We start from the raw sequence: 21,165 nt of genomic DNA, 5'->3' as shown, positions 1-21,165 counted from the left end.
TTGATTTAGTCTTCCAGTTTCGGTTGCGGAGAATCGTCCGGAATTTTTACATGAACCTGGATGATACGTCGACTGTCGGCCATCGCAACCTTAAACAGGTAACCTTCGATTTCAATGGTTTCCCCGCGCGCCGGCAAGTGCCCGAAGGCCTGCATCACCAGGCCGCCGATGGTGTCGACCTCGTCGTCGCTGAAGTGCGTATTAAAGGCTTCGTTGAAGTCTTCAATCGGCGCCAATGCCCGCACGGTATACATATGGCGGCTAAGCTGGCGGATATCCAGATCTTCCTCGTCGTCATATTCGTCTTCGATTTCGCCGACAATCAGTTCCAGAATGTCTTCGATGGTGACCAGGCCGGAAACGCCGCCGAATTCGTCAATGACAATCGCCATGTGATAGCGCTGGGAGCGGAACTCCTTCAGCATCCGATCAACACGCTTGCTTTCGGGCACCACCACCGCGGCGCGCAGCACCTTATCTATGCTGAACGGCTCAGACTCTGCACGCATAAACGGCAGCAGATCCTTGGCCATCAGAATGCCTTCGATGTGATCTTTATCTTCGCTGATCACCGGGAAGCGCGAGTGGGCGGATTCGATAATCACGTCCAGGCACTCTTCCAGCGTCTGGTTACGCTTGAGCGTGACCATCTGGGAACGCGGGATCATGATGTCGCGCACGCGCTGCTCGGCGATATCCATCACGCCTTCCAGCATGTCTCGGGTATCGGGATCGATCAGGTCGTTTTGCTCGGAATCACGGATCAGCTCTACCAGATCGCCACGGTTTTTCGGTTCGCCGTGGAACAGCTGGTTAAGGATGAGAGTAAAGAACCCCTTCTTGGGACTGGGGCTGTCATTGCTTTGTGAATGGTCGTCGCTCATGGCGTTTTAGTTAATATCACTCATGTAAGAGTTAGGGGCGTCAGCGACAGCCCCTTACAGGGGCTGCGGGGAATCAGCTGACGTCAGAGGGGGTCTTTTTCCGCCAGGTACGGGTCCGGATAGCCCAGGCCGTGCATGATTTCGGTTTCCAAAGACTCCATTTCTTCGGCTTCATCGTCTTCGATGTGGTCATACCCTAGCAGATGAAGGCTGCCATGGACAACCATATGCGCCCAGTGGGCCTCCAGCGCCTTGTCTTGCTCAACCGCTTCCTGTTCAACGACCTGACGGCAGATGATCAGATCGCCGAGCAGCGGCAGCTCTATGCCCGGTGGGGCTTCGAACGGGAAGGACAGCACGTTGGTCGGTTTATCCTTCCCGCGGTAGGTCAGGTTCAGTTCGTTGCTTTCGGCTTCGTCCACCAGGCGAATGGTGACCTCGGCTTCTTCCTGAAACTGCGGCAGCACGCCTTCCAGCCAACGCTGGAAGGTGGCTTCGTCCGGCAGGCCGTTGCTGTCTGCACAGGCAATCTGCAGATCCAAAATCACCTGGCTCATAGTGTCTCCTGCCCGGAGGCGATGATGGCCTCGTGCTTACGTTGTTCGGCAATCGCGTCTTTGCGTTTTTGTTCGGCGGCTTCCCAGGCTTCATAGGCGATAACCACGCGGGCTACCACCGGGTGGCGCACCACGTCTTCGCTGTGGAAGAAGTTGAAGCTCAGTTCTTCGACATCCGACAGGACTTCTATCGCATGGCGAAGGCCGGATTTCTGGTTGCGCGGCAGGTCAATCTGCGTCACGTCACCGGTAATCACCGCCTTCGAGTTGAAGCCGATGCGCGTCAGGAACATCTTCATCTGTTCGATGGTGGTGTTCTGGCTCTCATCGAGAATGATAAATGCGTCGTTCAGGGTGCGGCCGCGCATATAGGCCAGCGGCGCGACCTCAATCACGTTGCGTTCGATCAGCTTCTCCACGCGCTCGAAGCCCAGCATTTCGAACAGGGCGTCGTACAGCGGGCGCAGGTAAGGATCGACCTTCTGGCTCAGATCCCCCGGCAGGAAGCCCAGTTTTTCACCGGCTTCAACCGCCGGGCGCGTCAGCAGAATGCGGCGAATCTCCTGGCGCTCCAGGGCGTCTACCGCAGCGGCGACGGCCAGATAGGTTTTCCCGGTACCCGCCGGCCCAATCCCGAAGGTGATGTCGTGATCGAGAATATTGGCGATGTACTGCGCCTGATTCGGCGTGCGCGGTTTCACCATGCCGCGCTTGGTTTTGATGGTCACCGCTTTACCGTAATCCGGCACGCTGTCGGCTACCTGCTCAAGCACCCGGCTTTCTTTGATCGCCAGATGGATCTGTTCCGGGTCGATATCCGGGATCACGCCGCGAATGGGCGCGGTGTCCACGTACAGGTGGCGCAAGATATCGGCGGCGGCAACCACGCACGGGTTTTTGCCAACCAGCTTAAAACGGTTGTCTCGGCGGTTGATCTCGATCCCCAACCGGCGTTCGATCTGTTTGATATTGTCATCAAATGGGCCGCACAGGCTGAGCAATCGCTTATTGTCTGCCGGCTCTAACAAAATTTCTTGTGTTGCGACGTTCAAACTATTCCTCAAGGCTCACATCGGGCCTGGTTGATTTTCGGTACGCGCATTCAGGGCAAACCCTGACGTTTCTACCTTGAATTATTCATGGTGCGCCGCACCGGCGCAAGTTTACCCATGATCTATCTGTGCGCCGACGGTGTAATTCAAGGACCGGGAGAGGAAAAAACGCGGCAAAAACAGCCGCGTAATTGTGTGAGGATCAGTTCTTTTTCACGAATTCGGATTTCAGCTTCATCGGGCCAAAACCATCGATTTTACAGTCAATGTTGTGGTCGCCTTCCACCAGACGAATGTTCTTCACCTTGGTGCCAATCTTCAGCATCGAGGAGCTGCCTTTGACCTTCAGATCTTTCACTACGGTCACGGCATCGCCGTCGGCCAGCAGGTTGCCGTTGGCGTCTTTGACAATCAAGGTATCGCTGTCCGCCGCAGGCGCGCTGTCGCTCCACTCATGGGCGCATTCAGGGCAGATAAACATCGCATTGTCCTGATAGGTGTATTCGGAGTTGCACTTCGGGCAGTGTGGGAGTTGCATGCTATGTCGCCTCTTTATAATAAAAAACAAAAAAGAACATCACCGGACGCAAGCGCCCGGCGGAGAAATAATAAGGATAAACGTTAACGTGGCGACGGGCGCCACGGCTTACGGCAATGCGGAAACGGCGTCAGGGCTGGTAAGTGCCGACACCCAGCGCATTTTCTTTGCGGGTACGGGCGATCACCGATTGCGGGGATTCATGTACGCGCAGATCCATCTGCTGCTCGGTACGCACCACTGCACCACGCAGTGTGTTGGTCATTACCTCGGTGATTTCCACATCAACGAATTGGCCGATCATATCCGGTGTGCCTTCAAAGTTCACCATACGGTTGCATTCGGTACGACCAGCCAGCTCCATCACGCTTTTGCGCGAGGTGCCCTCAACCAGAATACGCTGCACGGTTCCGAGCATGCGGCGGCTGAACTGCAACACCTGCTGGTTGATGCGATCCTGCAGGATGTACAGGCGCTGTTTCTTTTCATCTTCGCTGACGTCGTCCACCATATCGGCCGCCGGGGTGCCCGGGCGTGACGAATAGATAAAACTGAAGCTGGCGTCGAAGTTAATCTCGGCGACAAGGTTCATGGTCTGTTCGAAGTCGGCCTGGGTTTCCCCCGGGAAGCCGATGATAAAATCAGAGCTGAGCTGTATGTTCGGCCGCGCCTTGCGCAGCTTGCGAATGATCGCTTTGTATTCCAATGCGGTGTGCGCGCGTTTCATCATGGTCAGAATGCGATCGGAGCCGCTCTGTACCGGGAGATGCAGGAAGCTGACCAGTTCAGGCGTGTCTTGATACACCGCGATGATGTCGTCGGTGAATTCAATCGGATGGCTGGTGGTGAAACGGATGCGGTCGATGCCGTCAATCGCTGCCACCAAACGCAGCAGTTCGGCAAACGAACAGATGCCGCCGTCGTAGGTGGCGCCGCGGTAGGCGTTGACGTTCTGACCGAGCAGATTCACTTCACGCACGCCCTGCGCCGCCAGTTGGGCGATCTCGAACAGCACGTCATCGCTTGGGCGACTCACTTCTTCACCGCGGGTGTAAGGCACCACGCAGAAAGTACAGTATTTGTTGCAGCCTTCCATTATGGAGACAAAGGCGGTTGGGCCTTCGGCGCGCGGTTCCGGCAGGCGGTCGAACTTCTCGATCTCCGGGAAGCTGATGTCGACGATTGGGCTGCGGGTGCCGCGCACGTGGTTGATCATTTCCGGCAGGCGGTGCAAGGTCTGCGGGCCAAACACAACGTCGACGCAAGGTGCGCGGCTGCGAATGTGTTCGCCTTCCTGAGAAGCCACGCAGCCGCCAACGCCGATGATCAACGCCGGGTTCTTTTCTTTCAGCAGTTTCCAGCGCCCTAACATGGCGAAAACTTTTTCCTGCGCTTTTTCACGGATTGAACAGGTATTCAGCAGCAGTACATCCGCTTCTTCAGCGTTGTCGGTCCATTCGAACCCGTGTGTGCTTCCCAGTAAGTCCGCCATTTTTGATGAATCATATTCATTCATCTGGCAGCCCCAGGTTTTGATATGCAGTTTTTTGGTCATTGACTTGCCATTACTCAGTGCGGAGCGAAAGTTGCGATACGCGACATGCAGGGGGCGTATTGTAATCATTTGGCGCCGTTGTGACCAGCGCGGGGAAAACGGTATGCGACCTGATGCGCAATTAAAAATCCGGTACACTGATGCCAAACGCCGTGCCCGTTGGGATGGCGATAATTCACTAAGAAAACATGGCCAAAATGAACACATCTCAAAAAAGGTATGACGCCGTAGTGGTAGGCGGCGGGATGGTCGGCGCGGCGGCGGCGCTGGGGTTGGCGCAGGCCGGTTGGTCGGTGGCATTGCTGGAACATCAGCCGCCGCAGGCGTTCGATGCCCAAAGCCCGCCGGATCTGCGTATTTCAGCCATCGGCTGCACTTCGGTCGGGTTGCTCAAGCAGCTTGACGTCTGGAAAGCGGTGGTGGGCATGCGCGTGGCGCCGTATCGCCGGTTGGAAACCTGGGAATGGGCGTCTTCACGCGTAGCGTTTGACGCGGCTTCGCTGGGGCTGCCTGAACTGGGCTTTATGGTGGAGAATCGGATTTTGCAATTGGCGCTGTGGCAGCAAATGGAGCAGTGCGACAATTTGACGCTCTGTTGCCCCGCCAGGCTGCGTTCGCTGCAACGGGAAGATGACCACTGGCAATTGGAGCTGGACTCTTCTGAGAAGCTGCAGGCGCGGCTGGTGGTGGGTGCAGACGGTGCGAATTCGCAGGTACGTAATCTGGCGGCCATCGGCACCAGCGGTTGGCAATATCGCCAGTCCTGCATGTTGATCACCGTCGATACCGGCGAGCCGCAACAGGATGTGACCTGGCAGCAGTTTTTCCCTTCCGGGCCGCGCGCTTTCCTGCCCCTGTATGACCAATGGGCTTCACTGGTGTGGTATGACAGTCCGCAACGCATCCGCCAGCTGCAAGCGATGCCGCCGGCGCAGCTTGAGAGGGAAATTGCTGAAGCATTTCCGGCGCGCCTGGGGGCGGTAAAAGTGCATGCCGCCGGGGCTTTCCCGCTGGCGCGCCGCCATGCACAACGCTATGTTCTGCCGGGGCTGGCGTTGCTCGGTGATGCAGCGCACACCATCAACCCGTTAGCGGGGCAGGGGGTGAACCTGGGCTATCGCGATGTGGAAGCGTTGCTGGCGGTACTGAGTGACGCCCGGGAGCAGGGCGAGGACTGGAGCAGTGAAGCGGTGTTGATGCGCTACCAGCGCCGTCGTCGCACCGATAACCTGTTGATGCAAAGCGGCATGGATCTGTTTTATACCGCGTTCAGCAATAATTTGGCGCCACTGAACGTAGCGCGCAATATTGCGCTGATGGCGGCCCAGCGGGCGGGCAAGCTGAAGGAACATGCGCTGAAATACGCACTGGGGCTGTAGTCGAGGTGGTGTTTTCCTGGTACGGGCGCAGCAGGTTGCGCCCGCTTTAACGAGACTTCACGAACGCAGAATAGCAAAAAGCCCGCCGAAGCGGGCTTTTCTAAATGTGGCTGGGGTGCCAGGATTCGAACCTGGGTATGCTGGTATCAGAAACCAGAGCCTTACCGCTTGGCGACACCCCAATTGTATAACAGTAAAATATGGTGGCTACGACGGGATTTGAACCTGTGACCCCATCATTATGAGTGATGTGCTCTAACCAGCTGAGCTACGTAGCCATTTTTCGATATTTTACCTTAAAAGTCAACAGTGTTGGTATGGCTGGGGTACCTGGATTCGAACCAGGGAATGCTGGTATCAAAAACCAGTGCCTTACCGCTTGGCGATACCCCATCAACACGTAAACCTTTTTTGCAGCATCCCCATCCTAAAAAAGATGGCTGGGGTACCTGGATTCGAACCAGGGAATGCCGGTATCAAAAACCGGTGCCTTACCGCTTGGCGATACCCCACCTGCTGCCTGCTCGACGATGAAAAGAAATGGTGCGGGAGGCGAGACTTGAACTCGCACACCTTGCGGCGCTAGAACCTAAATCTAGTGCGTCTACCAATTTCGCCACTCCCGCAAAAAGATGGTGGCTACGACGGGATTTGAACCTGTGACCCCATCATTATGAGTGATGTGCTCTAACCAGCTGAGCTACGTAGCCATCTTTTTCGCGCAACCTTCATCGGCGTTGCGGGGCGCATTATGCGTATATGGCCGTTTTGCGTCAACAAGTTTTTTCCCGAAAAAGCGGCTGGATGTGTTGTTTGTTTGGGTTGTGAACAGTATGGTGATAAAATCATCAATTCAGGTGATTAATGGTTGAAAACATCAATAAAAAAGCGGGCCATGAGGCCCGCCCTGGATATAAAACCCGCGTGATTACTTGTAGGCGGATTGGTGGACGCCAACGGCACGGCCAGAAGGATCGTCCATCTTTTTGAAGGATTCATCCCATTCGATGGCTTTCGCTGAAGAACAAGCCACTGACGGGCCGCCAGGTACGCATTCGGCCGCGCTTGGCAGTGGGAACAGCTCTTCGAAGATTTCGCGATACAGGTAGCCTTCTTTTGAGCTCGGCGTGTTGTACGGGAAACGGAAACGTGCGGTTTCGAGCTGTTGATCGCTGATTTGCTTCGCAGCGACTTCTTTCAGCGTGTCGATCCAGCTGTAGCCCACGCCGTCGGAGAACTGCTCTTTCTGGCGCCAGGCCACGCTGGCCGGCAGATAGGATTCAAAACACTCGCGCAGGATGTGTTTTTCCATTTTGCCGTTGCCGCACATTTTATCTTTCGGATTGATGCGCATCGCCACGTCGAGGAATTTTTTATCCAGGAAGGGGACGCGAGCTTCCACGCCCCAGGCGGACATCGCCTTGTTGGCGCGTGCGCAGTCAAACATATGCAGCGCCAGCAGCTTACGCACGGTCTCGTCGTGGAACTCACGCGCATCCGGTGCCTTATGGAAGTACAGATAACCGCCGAACACTTCGTCCGCACCCTCGCCGGACAGCACCATCTTGATGCCCATCGCTTTGATTTTACGCGACATCAGGTACATTGGCGTGGAGGCGCGAATGGTGGTGACGTCGTAGGTTTCGATGTGATAAATCACGTCGCGGATGGCGTCCAGGCCTTCCTGCACGGTGAAATGAATTTCATGGTGCACGGTGCCCAAATGGTTGGCCACTTCCTGCGCGGCGCGCAGATCCGGTGAACCTTCCAGGCCGACGGCAAAGGAGTGCAGCTGTGGCCACCAGGCTTCGCTGCGCTCTTGATCTTCCACACGGCGTGCGGCGTATTTTTTGGTAATGGCGGAGATTACGGAAGAATCCAGGCCGCCAGACAGCAGTACGCCGTACGGCACGTCGGACATCAGGTGGCTTTTCACCGAATCTTCCAGCGCGTTGCGCAGTGCGTTGGCATCGGTCACGTTGTCTTTGACATTGTCGTAATCGAACCAGTCGCGCTGGTAATATTCGCGGATCTCACCGTCCTGGCTCCACAGATAGCTGCCCGCCGGGAATTCTTTGATGGTGCGGCAGACCGGCACCAGCGCTTTCATTTCGGAGGCGACATACAGGTTGCCGAATTCGTCATGGCCCATGTAGAGCGGGATAATGCCCAGGTGATCGCGGCCAATCAGGTAAGCGTCTTTCTCTGAATCATAAAGGGCGAAGGCGAACATGCCCTGCAAGTCGTCGAGGAAGTCGATGCCTTTTTCCTGATACAGCGCCAGGATCACTTCACAGTCGGATGCGGTCTGGAACTCGTAGCGCTCGCCCAGTTCATAACGCAGTGCCTGGTGGTTATAGATCTCACCGTTTACGGCCAAAACGTGGGTGTGCGCAGCGTTGTACAGCGGTTGGGCGCCATTGTTGACGTCGACAATCGACAGGCGCTCATGCACCAGAATGGCTTTATCGCTGGCGTAAACGCCGGACCAGTCCGGGCCGCGGTGGCGCATCAGACGAGACAGCTCCAGCGCTTTCTTACGCAGTTCAACGGGATCGGACTTCAGATCGAGCACACCGAAAATAGAACACATATAACGACTCTCCTAACGACTTTTTTAGACTGTGATGTTGATTTGCTGTTATGGGCGGCGCGGCCGGTTCATCAGCGATGACGCGGTTTTGCTGCGTTGTGTTTATGAAAATGCGTCAAAACCGGCAGGGGATGCAAGTGTTTTAGCGTTACGCAGAAAAATAGTTGTTTGGGGTCTGTCGATTTTTAGCGGATATTTAGTTTTTATCGTTTTTAATTAGAGGATATTCAATTTTTAGGTGGATGAGTGAGTCGCCGGCCAATTTTACCGGCGACTTGTTGCCGACTATCAGGCGGTCAACTGCCACAGGGTGAAGGCGGCATCCGGTGTCCAACCGGGATTCGAGGTGTGTGCCTGGAGGCAGGTGTATTTTTTGCCTTTATAGGTCACGACATCGCCCGCCTTGTAGTTGTGATTGATCTGCCACTCGGTCACGCCCGGTTCAGGCGGAGTACCGCCGTCTGCGGTTTTCACCGCCAGCGCACTGCTTGGCAGCGAGGTATTTCCCTGGTTGTCGGTTGCGGTGACAAAATAGCTGTATTGAGTGGACGGGGTCAGACCGCTGTCCTGCAGCGAAAGGCCGCCGGTCTGGCCGATGGCGTTGCCGTTGCGGTAAACGCTGTAACTGGCGATCGGCGCAGGGCCGGTTGCGGCGCGCCAGCTCAGTGTCAGCGAGGTAGCAGCCAGTTCTGAGGCTGTCAGCGCCGTGGGCGCATCAGGCTTTCCCGGCTGCGGCGGGGTGACGCCACCCTGGATCAACGGCGCATAGCGCGTTTTGAACTCCCAGTTATAGGCAACGCCGGCGCTGCTTTTGCCGTTGTCCCAGTTGATCGACCAGGTCATCAGCCCCTTGATCGACAGTCCTTTGGCATCCAGACGTTTGAAAGCGTTGAACACCGCCTGCGGATTGATCACATAGCCGCTTCCTGCTGCGTCCACGTTGCTTGGCAGGCCGATCACAAACTTGGCCGCCGGGATCTTGGTGTAACCGCGGGTGCCGGTAACCAGGCTTTCGGTCAGGTAATAAAGAAACTCTTCTTTTTTGGCATCGTCGACCTGGGTGATCCAGGCATTGAGTTCGTCAACCCAAATGCCATCACCGCCCTGGTTATAGAACTGCGGCGCGATAAAATCATAATAGCCTTCGAGTGAGGTAATATAATCCAGATAGCTGCCGTTGGTACGCAAATAAGGGAATTCAGGCGCCATGCTGATAATGAATTTTTTGCCTTGCGCGGCATAATAATCCTTAACTTTTTTCAGCGCGGCGGGCAATACGGTTTTATTATTGGCTGCGCCAATCGCCGCTTGTTCCAGGTCAATATCCAGGCCATCAAAGCCATAGGTTTCTACCAGACGAATAATTTCATCTTTCAGCTTATCTTCATCGCCGGTTTTCAACTCGATGTGCGCGTCTGCGCCGCCCAGTGAAATCAGCACCGCCCGGCCCTGACTGTTCAGCACGCCAACCTGGCGGCGGAACTCGGCGTCGGACAGGTTGTAAGGTTTGAAGGTAGGAATGCCTTCGCCTTTCATAAAGGCGACCGCCACCACATTATATTCAGGCGGAATATCGGTCAGATCCATATTGACGAATTTGCCTTGCTTGTAACCATCGCTGGCGCCGGCGAGCCAGTTATGCCAAAAACCCATCAGGATTTTTTTACCGGTCAGGTCTGGCATCGCGGCAGCAGCGTCTGCGGCTTGTACGTTGATAATATTATTCGTGCTCATGATGGCCTCGTTATCTTTTTGAGTAAGGGTATTTTCACTCGCCGGCAATTCAGTGATTGGCGGGGTGTAAATACATAGTGCGGATTTTTAACGAGGGCAGGCTGAAACCTTTTGCGCCCATGAATAAATTAAATTCACGCTGGCGAAGGTTTTATTATTGAGATAATGGGGCAGAGGCGGCCATTGAGGCCGCCGCAGGAATTAAAAAATGGTGATGTCGGCTACGGAGGGGAAAATATAGCTCGGACGGAACGGCATGGTTTCGACATCGTTAAGCGTCGAGACGCCGGACAGCACCAGCACGGTTTCCAGACCCGCCTGGAAGCCCGCCAGAATGTCGGTGCGCAGGTTGTCGCCCACGATCACCGTTTCTTCCGAATGCGCCTGCATCTTGTTCAGCGCAGCGCGAATGATCCACGGGCTTGGCTTGCCGACGTAAAACGGCTTACGGCCGGTGATCTTTTCGATAGGTGCGCACAGCGCACCACAGGCCGGCGTGAAGCCATGACCATGGCTATCCGGGTTGGTGGCGATAAAGCGCGCGCCGTTATTAACGAAGTAGGCGGCCTTGTGCATCATATCCCAGTTGTAGGAACGGGTTTCGCCGACAATCACGAAGTCCGGGTTGATGTCGGTAATGGTAAAACCGGCCTTATACAGTTCGTGAATCAACGCGCCTTCACCGACCACGTAGGCTTTTTTGCCTTCCTGGCGGCGCAGAAAATCGGCGGTGGCCATCGCGGAGGTATAAAACGCGCTCTCAGGCACTTCCAGCCCGGCGGCGGCAAAGCGGTTTGCCAGATCCTGCGCGGTCTGCGACGGGTAGTTGGTCAGCACCACCAGCGGCATGCCCTGTTCCTGAATGCGCGCCAGGAAAAGATCGGCGCCGGGAACCGGCGTGTTGTCATGCAGCAGCACGCCATCGATATCACATATAACGTTCTTGATTGTCATCGTTGCTGTTTCTCATGATTTACGGCAGGCAAAAACGCGAAGATGCACACCTGCCTGAAGCGGCGGCTCAACTTTCCAGCAATCGCTGCAATAGCACGCCGTTGAGCATTGCCCGCTTGGCCAGGGCGAAAGCGCCGATCGCCGAGCGATGATTGAGTTCGGAAGTGACCACCGGCAGATTTCTGCGGAAGTCCTTCAGTACCTGAGTATTGATGCAGCTTTGGATCGCCGGCAGCAACACTTTTTCGGCTTCGGTAATTTCCCCGGCGATCACCACTTTTTGCGGATTAAACAGGTTAATGGCGATAGCCACCGCTTTGCCGAGGTAACGGCCAACGTGCTCGATCACTTCGCTGGCCAGCAGATCGCCACGGTTGGCGGCTTTGCAGATGGCGGCGATGCTGCAATCGTCGAGCGTCAGCTTGCTTGGATAACCCTGAGTCAGCAAATGGCGCACGCGGTGTTCAATCGCGGCGTTGGCGGCCACGGTTTCCAGACAGCCGAAGTTGCCGCAGTGGCAGCGTTCGCCCAAGGGATCGATCTGAATGTGGCCGATTTCGCCGACGTTGCCGTTATTGCCCAGGAAAATCTGGCCATTGACGATAATGCCGGCACCGGTACCCCGGTGCAGACGGACCAGAATAGAGTCTTCGCAGTCACGGGTGGCGCCAAAGTAATGCTCCGCCAGCGCCAGGCTGCGGATATCGTGGCCGACAAAGCTGGTGACGTTGAAACGTTGCTGCAGGTTATCTACCAACGGCCAGTGGTTGACGCTGATGTGCGGCATGTAGCGCACCACGCCCAGCGCCGGATCAACCAGACCCGGCAGGATCACCGCGATGGCGATCAGTTCGCGCAGCTTGCGCTGGTAGCTTTCGATAAACTGCGCAATGGCGTTGAACAGCGCATTTTCCAGCGTCTCTTGCGTACGTTCCGGCAGCGGGTAGTGTTCTTCACCGAGCGATTTTCCGCTCATGTCGTACAGGGTGATGGTGGCGTCGTGACGCCCAAGACGCACCGCTACGGTGTGGAAGTACCGGGTTTCGGAGACAATGGAAATGGCGCGACGGCCGCCGGTGGAGGCTTGCTGATCGACTTCTTTGATCAGCCCGCGCTCCAACAGCTGGCGAGTAATTTTTGTGACACTGGCGGGCGCTAGCTGGCTGAGTTCGGCTATCTGAATGCGCGAGATCGGACCCTGCTGGTCGATCAGGCGGTACACTGCTGCGCCGTTGAGTTGCTTGACTAAGTCAACGTTCCCTATTTGTGCCTGTCCGCCAGTACTCATCAATAATTTTACTCGCTGTTCATTAAGTTAAACCTCGTTACCGTTAACGAGCGTTTTGGTGATATTAAAATCACGGGTAAATGCGGTCAGGTTTGCCACCTTGCCGGCTTCGATTGTGCCTAACAGGTGGTCTACGCCGATGGCGCGCGCCGGATACAAGGTCGCCATCCGCAGCGCTTCGTCCAGCGCAATGCCGACGTGCTCTACGCTATTTTTCACCGCGTCGATCATGGTCAGCGCAGAGCCGCTCAGGGTGCCGTTCTCATCCACGCACAGCCCGTCGCGATAGTATATTGTTTTACCGGCAAAAATAAATTGGTCAATCTCTGCGCCCGCCGGGGCGGTGGCATCGGTGACCAGCACCAATTTATCACCTTTCATGCGCTTGGCGTTACGGATACTCGCCCAGGCCACGTGATGGCCGTCGGCAATGATGCCGGTATACACTTCAGGCGTATCGAAAATCGCCCCCATCAACCCAGGTTCGCGCCCGGTGATATACGGCATGGCGTTATACAGATGGGTCGCGAAGGTGACGCCGGCGGCAAAGCCGGTGCGGGCCTGATCGTAGGTGGCGTTCGAGTGGCCGGCGGAGACCACGATGCCCGCCGCGGTCAGCTGTTTGATAAAGTGCGGCTCCACCATCTCCGGTGCCAGCGTGACTTTGGTGATCACATCGGCGTTGGCGCACAGATAGTCGATCATCTCGCGGGTCGGTTTGCGGATAAACGCCGGGTTGTGGGTGCCTTTTTTCAGCGGGCTAAGATACGGCCCTTCCAGATGCAGGCCAAGCGCCTGATTCGGGTGTTTTTTCAGATAAGTGCGCATCACATCGATGCTGTGCTTCATAAACTCGTCGCTGCTGGTGATCAGCGTCGGCAGATAGCTGGTGCAACCGGATTTTTCGTTGGCGCGCTGCATGATTTCCAGCGTCTCTTCCGAAATGGCTTCCAGCGAATCGTTAAATTGTACGCCGCCACAGCCGTTAAGCTGCACGTCGATCAAACCGGGGGCCAGGATAGCGCCACCCAGATCGCGCGTTTCCATGCCGGCCGGCAGTTCAGCCAGCGGACAGACTCGTTCAATCAGTCCATCAGCGATGATTACCGCATGGTCGTCAAGCACGTCGTGGCCGGTGAAAATCCGGCATTGGGTTAAAGCGAACATCGTAGCCCCCTGCAAAAATTAAAGACTCTTAACGCTTTCCGCTTCTAATTCGCGGAAGTATTTAACGGTTTTGACTTTCAGTTCCATGGTGGAAGGCTCATCGCACACCACAACCGCCTTGGCGTGCAGCTGCAGGCAACTGATGGTCCACATATGGTTGATATTGCCTTCCACTGCGGCTTCCAACGCCTGTGCCTTGGCATGGCCGGTCACCAGGATCATCACTTCTTCTGCGTCGAGCAGCGTACCTACACCTACGGTCAGCGCGTATTTCGGCACCAGGCTGACATCCCCGCCGAAGAAGCGGGAGTTGGCGATACGGGTATCTTCAGTCAGCGTTTTGATGCGGGTACGCGACGCCAATGATGAAGCCGGCTCGTTAAACGCGATATGACCGTCAACGCCGACGCCGCCCATGAACAGATGGATTTTACCGTAAGATTTGATTTTTTCTTCGTACTTACGGCATTCGGCGTCAACGTCCGGCGCATTGCCATTCAGCAGGTTGATGTTTTCACTTGGAATATCAACGTGATCAAAGAAATTACGGTACATGAAGGTATGATAGCTTTCCGGGTGCTCCTGCGGCAGGCCAACGTATTCATCCATGTTGAAAGTCACAACATGCTTAAAGCTTACTTCACCTGCTTTGTGCATCGCAATCAGATGTTTGTAGGCTTCGAGCGGAGTACCGCCGGTTGGCAGGCCGAGCACAAACGGACGCTCCGCAGTGGGTTTGAATGCGTTGATGCGCTGGACGATATGGCGAGCGGCCCATTTGCCGACTTGTGCAGTATCTTTCAGTGGGATAAGTCTCATCTAACACCTCTTTGGGTAAGTAAACTAAAGCTATACTGTACGGGCCTGTATAAGAGTCTAAGCGTAATCCAACTTTATGATTCTCACGTGAAGCGTCAGTCCCGATGATTTTTCGAATGATAAAATAAGTTTTGTGTGATGGCTAGCAATGTGGCAGCTTAAGACTACTTTTTGGTGATATAAATCACAAAAAAGGAGCTTTTAATTTGCGATACGAAATAATTTTTTTACACTCCGCATGAGTGATACGTGCCATGCGTTATTTCTAAAAGGTAGTGAGAGAGTTAAATAAACTACTAATAGGGTCCGTCCGCGGACAACATAGGGGGAAAAGGTGAACATTCTTAGTTATTTGCAAAAAGTGGGCCGCGCCTTGATGGTGCCGGTTGCCACGCTGCCCGCCGCCGCGATCTTGATGGGCGTCGGGTATTGGATTGACCCTACTGGTTGGGGCGCCTCCAACGCTCTCGCTGCTTTCTTTATTAAATCCGGCTCTGCCATTATCGAACACATGTCGGTGCTGTTCGCCGTCGGTGTGGCTTACGGCATGTCCAAAGACAAGGACGGCGCCGCTGCGCTGACCGGCTTTGTCGGCTTCCTGGTATTAACCACCCTGTGTTCACCGGCCGCCGTGTCGATGATTCAGAAGATCCCTCTCGACCAGGTGCCTGCCGCGTTTGGCAAGATTGAGAACCAGTTCGTCGGTATTCTGGTGGGTATCATCTCCGCCGAAGTCTACAACCGCTTTAGCAGCGTTGAGTTGCCAAAGGCGTTGTCGTTCTTCAGCGGCCGCCGTCTGGTGCCTATCCTGATCTCCTTCCTGATGATCCTGGTGGCCTTCATCCTGATGTATCTCTGGCCGATGATCTTCGGTGGCCTGGTTAACTTCGGTGAACACATTCAGAAGCTGGGCTCTGCCGGCGCCGGTATCTATGCATTCTTCAACCGTCTGCTGATCCCGGTCGGTCTGCATCATGCGCTGAACTCGGTATTCTGGTTCGACGTGGCCGGCATTAACGACATCCCTAACTTCCTCGGCGGCCAGCAGTCTATCGAATCCGGTAAAGCGGTTGTCGGCATCACCGGCCGTTACCAGGCGGGCTTCTTCCCAATCATGATGTTCGGTCTGCCGGGTGCGGCGCTGGCGATCTACCACTGCGCGCGTCCGGAAAACAAAGCCAAAGTGCTGGGTATCATGATGGCGGGCGCCTTTGCCGCCTTCTTTACCGGGATCACCGAACCGCTGGAATTCTCCTTCATGTTCGTGGCTCCCGTGTTGTATGTGATCCACGCGATACTGACCGGTATTTCGGTATACATCGCCGCCAGCATGCACTGGATTGCCGGTTTCGGCTTCAGCGCCGGTCTGGTGGATATGGTGCTGTCGTCACGTAACCCATTGGCGACCCACTGGTTTATGCTGATCCCGCAGGGCCTGGTGTTCTTCGCCATTTACTACGTGGTGTTCCGCTTCACCATCAACAAGTTCAACCTGATGACCCCAGGGCGCGAACTGGCGGTTGCCGGTGACGAAACCGACGGTTATGACGTCAACGTTGGTACCGACGGCGGTAAAGACGAAAACGAAACCACTACCCTGGCACGCCGTTACGTGGGCGCCATCGGCGGTTCTGACAACCTGACCGGCATCGACGCCTGTATCACCCGTCTGCGTCTGAACGTGAAAGACTCTGCGCTGGTGAACGACGCGGTGGCGAAACGTCTGGGCGCTTCCGGCGTGATCCGCCTGAACAAACAAAGCGTGCAAGTGATTGTCGGCACCCGTGCGGAGCTGATTGCCAGTGCCATGCGCAACGTGGTCGCCGCAGGTCCGATAGCGGCCACTGTAGTGCCGGCTGCCGCGCCTGTTGCCGAAGCCAAGCCGCAAGCAGTGCCTAATGTGCCTAAGGTGGCTTTTGAGACGCTGGTGGCACCGGTAAGCGGTGAAGTGGTGTTGTTGGATCAGGTTCCTGATGAAGCCTTTGCCAGCAAAGCGGTGGGTGACGGCGTGGCTATCCGCCCGACCGACAAAACCGTGGTGGCGCCGGCGGACGGCACTATCGTGAAAATCTTCAACACCAACCATGCTTTCTGTCTGGAAACCGACAAGGGCGCGGAGATCGTGGTGCACATGGGTATCGACACCGTGGCGCTGAACGGTCAGGGCTTCAAACGTCTGGTAGAAGAGGGCGCTGAGGTGAAAGCCGGCCAGCCGATTCTTGAGCTGGATCTGGACTTCCTGAACGCCAATGCCCGCTCGATGATAAGCCCGGTGGTGGTCAGCAACTCTGACGACTACGCCGGTCTGGCGGCGCTGGCGACCGGTTCCGTGGTGGCCGGCCAGACCAAGCTGTTCGACATCCAGAAGTAAAGTGTTTTACCTGAGTAGTACCCAGGGTGTTTAACGAGTCATGACGGAACACACCCTACCTTTGGCGGGAAGAGAGCGATCTCTTCCCGCTTTTTTATGGGCGCAATTTGCCCCGTTGTGGTGCTGTGGTCTATTGCGGTGCAGCGCGGCGCATTTTTCGTGAAACAAACGGTTGTTTCCGGGCGTGGCTTGTTGGATCATAGGCGGTTATGTGTAGCGCTTTGCATTGAGGAATAGTCAAATGAGTGAGGCTGAAGCCCGCCCAACCAATTTTATCCGTCAGATCGTCGATGAAGATCTGGCGTCAGGGAAACACGCGTCGGTACATACCCGTTTCCCGCCGGAGCCAAATGGCTATCTGCATATTGGCCATGCCAAATCCATCTGCCTGAACTTCGGCATCGCCCAGGATTATCAGGGGCAGTGCAACCTGCGTTTCGATGACACCAACCCGGTAAAAGAAGACATCGAATTCGTTGAGTCAATCAAGCACGACGTAGAGTGGCTGGGCTTTGAGTGGAGCGGCAACGTCCGTTACTCCTCGGATTACTTCGATCAATTGCACCACTATGCGGTTGAGCTGATCAACAAAGGTCTGGCCTATGTCGACGAACTGTCGCCTGAGCAGATCCGCGAATATCGCGGCAGCCTGACGGCGCCTGGCAAAGACAGCCCGTATCGCGGCCGCAGCGTGGAAGAGAATCTGGCGCTGTTTGAGAAAATGCGCAAGGGCGAGTTTGCCGAAGGCGCTGCCTGCCTGCGAGCCAAAATCGACATGGCTTCACCGTTCATCGTGATGCGCGATCCTGTGCTGTACCGCATTAAATTTGCGGAACACCATCAGACCGGCAACAAGTGGTGCATCTACCCGATGTACGATTTCACCCACTGCATTTCCGATGCGCTGGAAGGGATCACCCATTCGCTGTGTACGCTGGAGTTCCAGGACAACCGCCGTCTGTATGACTGGGTGCTGGATAACATCACCATCCCTTGCCATCCGCGTCAGTACGAGTTCTCGCGCCTCAATCTTGAGTACGCCATCATGTCGAAGCGCAAGCTGAACCAGTTGGTGACCGAGAACATCGTTGAAGGCTGGGATGACCCGCGTATGCCGACCGTTTCCGGTCTGCGCCGCCGTGGTTATACCGCAGCGTCGATCCGTGAGTTCTGCCAGCGCATCGGCGTGACCAAGCAGGATAACAACGTCGAAATGGTGGCGCTGGAAGCATGCATTCGTGAGGATCTGAACGAGAACGCGCCGCGTGCGATGGCCGTGCTGGATCCGGTGAAAGTGATCATCGAGAACCGGGCGGAAGGTGTGGAAATGGTCACCATGCCAAACCACCCGAACAAGCCGGAAATGGGCAGCCGCGAAGTGCCGTTCAGCAGTGAGATTTATATCGATCGCGCCGACTTCCGCGAAGAAGCCAACAAGCAATACAAGCGTCTGGTGCTGGGCAAAGAAGTGCGTCTGCGCAATGCGTATGTGATCAAGGCTGAACGCGTTGAGAAGGATGCCGAGGGTGAGATCACCACCATCTTCTGCAGCTACGATGCGGACACGCTGAGCAAGGATCCTGCCGATGGCCGCAAGGTGAAAGGCGTGATCCACTGGGTCTCCGCTGCACATGCGCTGCCGGCGGAAATCCGCCTGTACGATCGCCTGTTCAACGTGCCGAACCCGGCGGCGGCAGAGGATTTCCTCGCCACCATCAACCCGGAGTCGCTGGTCGTCAAGCATGGCTTCGTGGAGCCAAGCCTGGCTGCCGCACAGCCGGAAAAAGCCCACCAGTTCGAACGTGAAGGCTATTTCTGCGCCGACAGCCGCGACTCTTCGGCTGAGCATCTGGTGTTTAACCGCACCGTTGGCCTGCGTGACACTTGGGCGAAAATCGACGCCTGAGCCTGATACACCGCTGATGGATGAAAGCGCAACTTCGGTTGCGCTTTTTTTATGGTGTTTGCCTCTTTTCCCCTCCGATCATGCCTCATTTCATCAATCTGAATTAAAACTTTCATCACAGCGGTTAATCATCAATTCCTTGATATAAAGCATCCTTCAGTTAATATTATCTTATATATTCGTGATGCGAATTAATGTCATTTGGAGAGCGCTCTCATGGTTTCCTTTCTGGCTGACGATTTTCATTGAGCTGAAACCATTAATCGTCTCTGGTTGACCTTGTATCAGTATTTATTCTGATTTTATTGAATTTTTTATTCGACACCCTCATTGCATAGCGGCGTAACGGTATCTCATCGATATGTGCTCTTTGTCATACTTTGACAAATCTCTCTCATTTTTCATTTGATAATTCGCGTCGCGAAAAATAGTCTGTCTGTAGCAATAAGTGCTGTGGGGATTTCACCCCGCCGCAATATTTTTTTACCCGATTGGGTTTTTTATTGGCAGTCGTGCAGGGCAGTGGTGAACACGGGCGGCTGCAACTTTTAAAGTTAAGTCAAAGAGGAATTTCATTATGGGTACGCACGGTGCTCAGCGTAAAACGCTGGCGCTCGCTATAGCGGGTGCGCTGTTGGGAACAGGGTTTGCCATGGCCCCTGAGGCGAAAGCCGCAGGGTTTGTCGATGATTCCACGCTGACCGGCGGTATTTATTACTGGCAACGTGAGCGCGACCGTAAAGATCTCAATCCGACCAGTGACGATTACAATAAATACACCACCAACCTGTCGCACTCGACGGCTAACCTGAGCCTGGATTTCGCTTCGGGCTATGCCTGGGATATGTTCGGTCTGGACGTGGGCGCGTTCACCGCCATTGAGCTGGCCGAGTCCAGTGCCAGTGGCCACCCGAACGAAATCGCATTCTCCTCGAAAAACCGTACCTATGATGAAGACTACAGCGGCGACAAAGGCGGCATCAGCCTGTATAAAGCGGCCGGTAAGTTCAAATACGGCCCGCTTTGGGCGCGTGCCGGTTATATCCAGCCAAGCGGTCAGACGCTGCTGGCGCCGCACTGGAGTTTTATGCCTGGCACCTATCAGGGGGCCGAGGCCGGCGCCAAGTTTGACTACGGCGATGCCGGCGCGTTGAGCTTCTCCTACATGTGGACCAACAAATACAAGGCGCCATGGCATATCGAGATGGACGACTTCCGCCAAAACGATAAAAAAACCGGCGTGTCTTACCTGCACTCATTAGGCGCCAAGTACGACTTCAAAAATGATTTGGTGCTGGAAGCGGCGTTCGGTCAGGCCCAGGGCTATGTAAACCAATACTTCACCAAGGCGTCTTATAAGTTCGATCTGTTGGGCAACCCGTTAACCACCAGCTACCAGTTCTACGGTGCGGAAGACCGCATCAGTGACAAAAACGATGCTAACAGCATTTACGACGGCCTGGCCTGGCTGCAGGCGTTGACCTTCGGCTACACCACCGGTCAGTTCAACTGGCGGCTGGAAGGCACCATGGTGAAAGCCGAAGGCAATCAGGGCTTCTTCCTGCAGCGTATGACGCCAACCTACGCCTCCTCCAACGGCCGCCTCGACGTGTGGTGGGATAACCGCTCCGACTTCAACGCCAACGGCGAGAAAGCCGTTTATGCCGGCGTGATGTACGACCTGAGCAACTGGAATCTTCCGGGCATGGCAGTGGGCGGTTCTTACGTGTATGCCTGGGATGCCAAACCAAGCACTAACCCGATCTACGATCAGAGTCAGCGCCTGAAAGAGAGCGCCTGGAGTCTGGACGCCATGTACACCGTTCAGGAAGGCCGTGCCAAAGGCACCTTGCTGAAACTGCATTACACCCAGTACGACAATCACACCAATATCCCAAGCTGGAGCGGCGGTTACGGCAACATCTTCCAGGATGAGAAAGACGTCAAATTCATGGTTATCGCGCCATTCACCATCTTCTGATGCCTTCCCCGGCGGTGACGCCGGGGATGCTTAAAAGGGAATATAACGATGAAAAAAATGATGCTGACGTTGGCCGCTGTGGTCACGTTGAATGCCTGTGTGCAGCCCGCCGCACCGCCGGAAGATACCAAATTGAAACAGGCGTACAGCGCCTGCATTAACACTGCGGAAGGTTCGCCGGAAAAACTGCAGTCGTGCCAGGCGGTGCTGAACGTGCTGCGGCAAGAAAAGCAGCACCAACAGTTTGCCGCGCAGGAAACGGTGCGCGTGATGGATTATCAAAGCTGCATTCAGGCAGCCCACAGCGGTAACGGCCAGGCTTACGACGCCAAATGCGGCAAGATTTGGAAAGAGATCCGCGAAAATAACAATTAATTAAGGATGATG

General features: G+C 55.3%; 16 protein-coding genes and 6 tRNA genes. 5 read left to right on the top strand and 17 right to left on the bottom strand.

All coding sequences use genetic code 11. From position 1 onward, the window contains the following. Positions 1 to 5 precede the first annotated feature (5 nt). The 5 genes from corC to miaB all read right to left on the bottom strand — a co-directional run bounded on the left by corC (position 6) and on the right by miaB (position 4,586). A complete protein-coding gene (gene corC / locus ACUTSW_RS09910) occupies positions 6 to 884 on the bottom strand; it encodes a CNNM family magnesium/cobalt transport protein CorC (protein ID WP_004949631.1) in 879 nt (292 codons plus the stop codon). An 83-nt stretch (positions 885 to 967) separates the two neighbouring features. Beyond that, the gene (gene ybeY, locus ACUTSW_RS09905) at positions 968 to 1,441 is read right to left on the bottom strand and encodes an rRNA maturation RNase YbeY (protein WP_004949634.1); all 474 of its coding nucleotides are present in this window, start codon (positions 1,439 to 1,441) and stop codon (positions 968 to 970) included. Continuing rightward, positions 1,438 to 2,493, bottom strand: coding sequence for a PhoH family protein (locus tag ACUTSW_RS09900; protein ID WP_004949638.1), 1,056 nt, complete (start codon positions 2,491 to 2,493; stop codon positions 1,438 to 1,440). The genes ybeY and ACUTSW_RS09900 overlap by 4 nt, the downstream gene beginning before the upstream one ends. Before the next feature lie 202 nt (positions 2,494 to 2,695). Beyond that, the gene (locus tag ACUTSW_RS09895) at positions 2,696 to 3,031 is read right to left on the bottom strand and encodes a zinc ribbon domain-containing protein YjdM (RefSeq protein WP_013811883.1); all 336 of its coding nucleotides are present in this window, start codon (positions 3,029 to 3,031) and stop codon (positions 2,696 to 2,698) included. 130 nt (positions 3,032 to 3,161) lie between these two features. Continuing rightward, the gene (gene miaB, locus ACUTSW_RS09890) at positions 3,162 to 4,586 is read right to left on the bottom strand and encodes a tRNA (N6-isopentenyl adenosine(37)-C2)-methylthiotransferase MiaB (RefSeq protein WP_062869922.1); all 1,425 of its coding nucleotides are present in this window, start codon (positions 4,584 to 4,586) and stop codon (positions 3,162 to 3,164) included. A gap of 197 nt (positions 4,587 to 4,783) precedes the next feature. Here miaB and ubiF point away from each other — a divergent pair, with 197 nt between their 5' ends. After that, positions 4,784 to 5,965 carry a 3-demethoxyubiquinol 3-hydroxylase gene (ubiF, locus tag ACUTSW_RS09885; protein WP_445584291.1) on the top strand — a complete coding sequence of 394 codons (1,182 nt, stop codon included), beginning with the start codon at positions 4,784 to 4,786 and terminating at the stop codon, positions 5,963 to 5,965. Positions 5,966 to 6,072: 107 nt separating this feature from the next. Here the strand turns inward: ubiF and ACUTSW_RS09880 are convergent. From ACUTSW_RS09880 to nagB, 12 genes are all read right to left on the bottom strand, one after another. Then, positions 6,073 to 6,147 (bottom strand) — tRNA-Gln (locus tag ACUTSW_RS09880). A 19-nt stretch (positions 6,148 to 6,166) separates the two neighbouring features. Next, positions 6,167 to 6,243: transfer RNA gene (locus tag ACUTSW_RS09875), tRNA-Met, on the bottom strand. A gap of 40 nt (positions 6,244 to 6,283) precedes the next feature. After that, positions 6,284 to 6,358 (bottom strand) — tRNA-Gln (locus ACUTSW_RS09870). Between the two features lie 44 nt (positions 6,359 to 6,402). Further along, positions 6,403 to 6,477: transfer RNA gene (locus ACUTSW_RS09865), tRNA-Gln, on the bottom strand. A 29-nt stretch (positions 6,478 to 6,506) separates the two neighbouring features. Beyond that, a tRNA-Leu gene (locus ACUTSW_RS09860) sits at positions 6,507 to 6,591 on the bottom strand. A 7-nt stretch (positions 6,592 to 6,598) separates the two neighbouring features. Further along, a tRNA-Met gene (locus ACUTSW_RS09855) sits at positions 6,599 to 6,675 on the bottom strand. Positions 6,676 to 6,893: 218 nt separating this feature from the next. Continuing rightward, positions 6,894 to 8,558 carry an asparagine synthase B gene (gene asnB, locus ACUTSW_RS09850; protein ID WP_445584290.1) on the bottom strand — a complete coding sequence of 555 codons (1,665 nt, stop codon included), beginning with the start codon at positions 8,556 to 8,558 and terminating at the stop codon, positions 6,894 to 6,896. A 288-nt stretch (positions 8,559 to 8,846) separates the two neighbouring features. Then, the gene (locus tag ACUTSW_RS09845) at positions 8,847 to 10,292 is read right to left on the bottom strand and encodes a carbohydrate-binding protein (RefSeq protein WP_445584289.1); all 1,446 of its coding nucleotides are present in this window, start codon (positions 10,290 to 10,292) and stop codon (positions 8,847 to 8,849) included. Between the two features lie 201 nt (positions 10,293 to 10,493). After that, positions 10,494 to 11,246, bottom strand: a complete 753-nt coding sequence (locus ACUTSW_RS09840) for an HAD-IIA family hydrolase (protein WP_004949656.1) — start codon at positions 11,244 to 11,246, stop codon at positions 10,494 to 10,496. 67 nt (positions 11,247 to 11,313) lie between these two features. Continuing rightward, entirely contained in the window at positions 11,314 to 12,534 is a 1,221-nt protein-coding gene (nagC, locus tag ACUTSW_RS09835) for a DNA-binding transcriptional regulator NagC (protein ID WP_445584288.1), read from the bottom strand. A gap of 27 nt (positions 12,535 to 12,561) precedes the next feature. Then, a complete protein-coding gene (nagA, locus tag ACUTSW_RS09830; RefSeq protein ID WP_445584287.1) occupies positions 12,562 to 13,701 on the bottom strand; it encodes an N-acetylglucosamine-6-phosphate deacetylase in 1,140 nt (379 codons plus the stop codon). A gap of 18 nt (positions 13,702 to 13,719) precedes the next feature. Next, the gene (nagB, locus tag ACUTSW_RS09825; RefSeq protein WP_006324089.1) at positions 13,720 to 14,520 is read right to left on the bottom strand and encodes a glucosamine-6-phosphate deaminase; all 801 of its coding nucleotides are present in this window, start codon (positions 14,518 to 14,520) and stop codon (positions 13,720 to 13,722) included. Between the two features lie 334 nt (positions 14,521 to 14,854). On the opposite strand from nagB, the gene nagE reads away from it, so the two are divergent. The 4 genes from nagE (at position 14,855) to chiQ (ending at position 21,153) form a co-directional block, all read left to right on the top strand. Continuing rightward, on the top strand, positions 14,855 to 16,891 hold the full coding sequence (gene nagE, locus ACUTSW_RS09820) for an N-acetylglucosamine-specific PTS transporter subunit IIBC (protein WP_445584286.1): 2,037 nt from the start codon (positions 14,855 to 14,857) through the stop codon (positions 16,889 to 16,891). 241 nt (positions 16,892 to 17,132) lie between these two features. After that, positions 17,133 to 18,797 (top strand): glutamine--tRNA ligase, encoded by a 1,665-nt coding sequence (gene glnS, locus ACUTSW_RS09815; RefSeq protein WP_004949671.1) that lies wholly within the window; start codon positions 17,133 to 17,135, stop codon positions 18,795 to 18,797. A 577-nt stretch (positions 18,798 to 19,374) separates the two neighbouring features. Beyond that, positions 19,375 to 20,778, top strand: a complete 1,404-nt coding sequence (gene chiP / locus ACUTSW_RS09810; RefSeq protein WP_006324091.1) for a chitoporin ChiP — start codon at positions 19,375 to 19,377, stop codon at positions 20,776 to 20,778. A 48-nt stretch (positions 20,779 to 20,826) separates the two neighbouring features. Continuing rightward, positions 20,827 to 21,153: a ChiQ/YbfN family lipoprotein gene (gene chiQ, locus ACUTSW_RS09805; protein ID WP_063202542.1), complete on the top strand. Its 327-nt coding sequence runs from the start codon at positions 20,827 to 20,829 to the stop codon at positions 21,151 to 21,153. Positions 21,154 to 21,165: the final 12 nt, after the last annotated feature.

This window comes from Serratia sp. TSA_198.1 (assembly GCF_052686505.1).
The sequence above is the reverse complement of the archived record's forward strand: the minus strand, read 5'-3'. Positions and strand labels throughout refer to the sequence as shown.

Coding starts and splice junctions, on each gene's coding strand:
- ACUTSW_RS09845 (WP_445584289.1), bottom strand. CDS start 10,292: ATGAGCACGAATAATATTATCAACGTACAAGCCGCAGACGCTGCTGCC.
- ubiF (WP_445584291.1), top strand. CDS start 4,784: ATGAACACATCTCAAAAAAGGTATGACGCCGTAGTGGTAGGCGGCGGG.
- chiQ (WP_063202542.1), top strand. CDS start 20,827: ATGAAAAAAATGATGCTGACGTTGGCCGCTGTGGTCACGTTGAATGCC.
- nagA (WP_445584287.1), bottom strand. CDS start 13,701: ATGTTCGCTTTAACCCAATGCCGGATTTTCACCGGCCACGACGTGCTT.
- miaB (WP_062869922.1), bottom strand. CDS start 4,586: ATGACCAAAAAACTGCATATCAAAACCTGGGGCTGCCAGATGAATGAA.
- ACUTSW_RS09895 (WP_013811883.1), bottom strand. CDS start 3,031: ATGCAACTCCCACACTGCCCGAAGTGCAACTCCGAATACACCTATCAG.
- glnS (WP_004949671.1), top strand. CDS start 17,133: ATGAGTGAGGCTGAAGCCCGCCCAACCAATTTTATCCGTCAGATCGTC.
- corC (WP_004949631.1), bottom strand. CDS start 884: ATGAGCGACGACCATTCACAAAGCAATGACAGCCCCAGTCCCAAGAAG.
- ybeY (WP_004949634.1), bottom strand. CDS start 1,441: ATGAGCCAGGTGATTTTGGATCTGCAGATTGCCTGTGCAGACAGCAAC.
- asnB (WP_445584290.1), bottom strand. CDS start 8,558: ATGTGTTCTATTTTCGGTGTGCTCGATCTGAAGTCCGATCCCGTTGAA.
- ACUTSW_RS09840 (WP_004949656.1), bottom strand. CDS start 11,246: ATGACAATCAAGAACGTTATATGTGATATCGATGGCGTGCTGCTGCAT.
- nagC (WP_445584288.1), bottom strand. CDS start 12,534: ATGAGTACTGGCGGACAGGCACAAATAGGGAACGTTGACTTAGTCAAG.
- chiP (WP_006324091.1), top strand. CDS start 19,375: ATGGGTACGCACGGTGCTCAGCGTAAAACGCTGGCGCTCGCTATAGCG.
- nagB (WP_006324089.1), bottom strand. CDS start 14,520: ATGAGACTTATCCCACTGAAAGATACTGCACAAGTCGGCAAATGGGCC.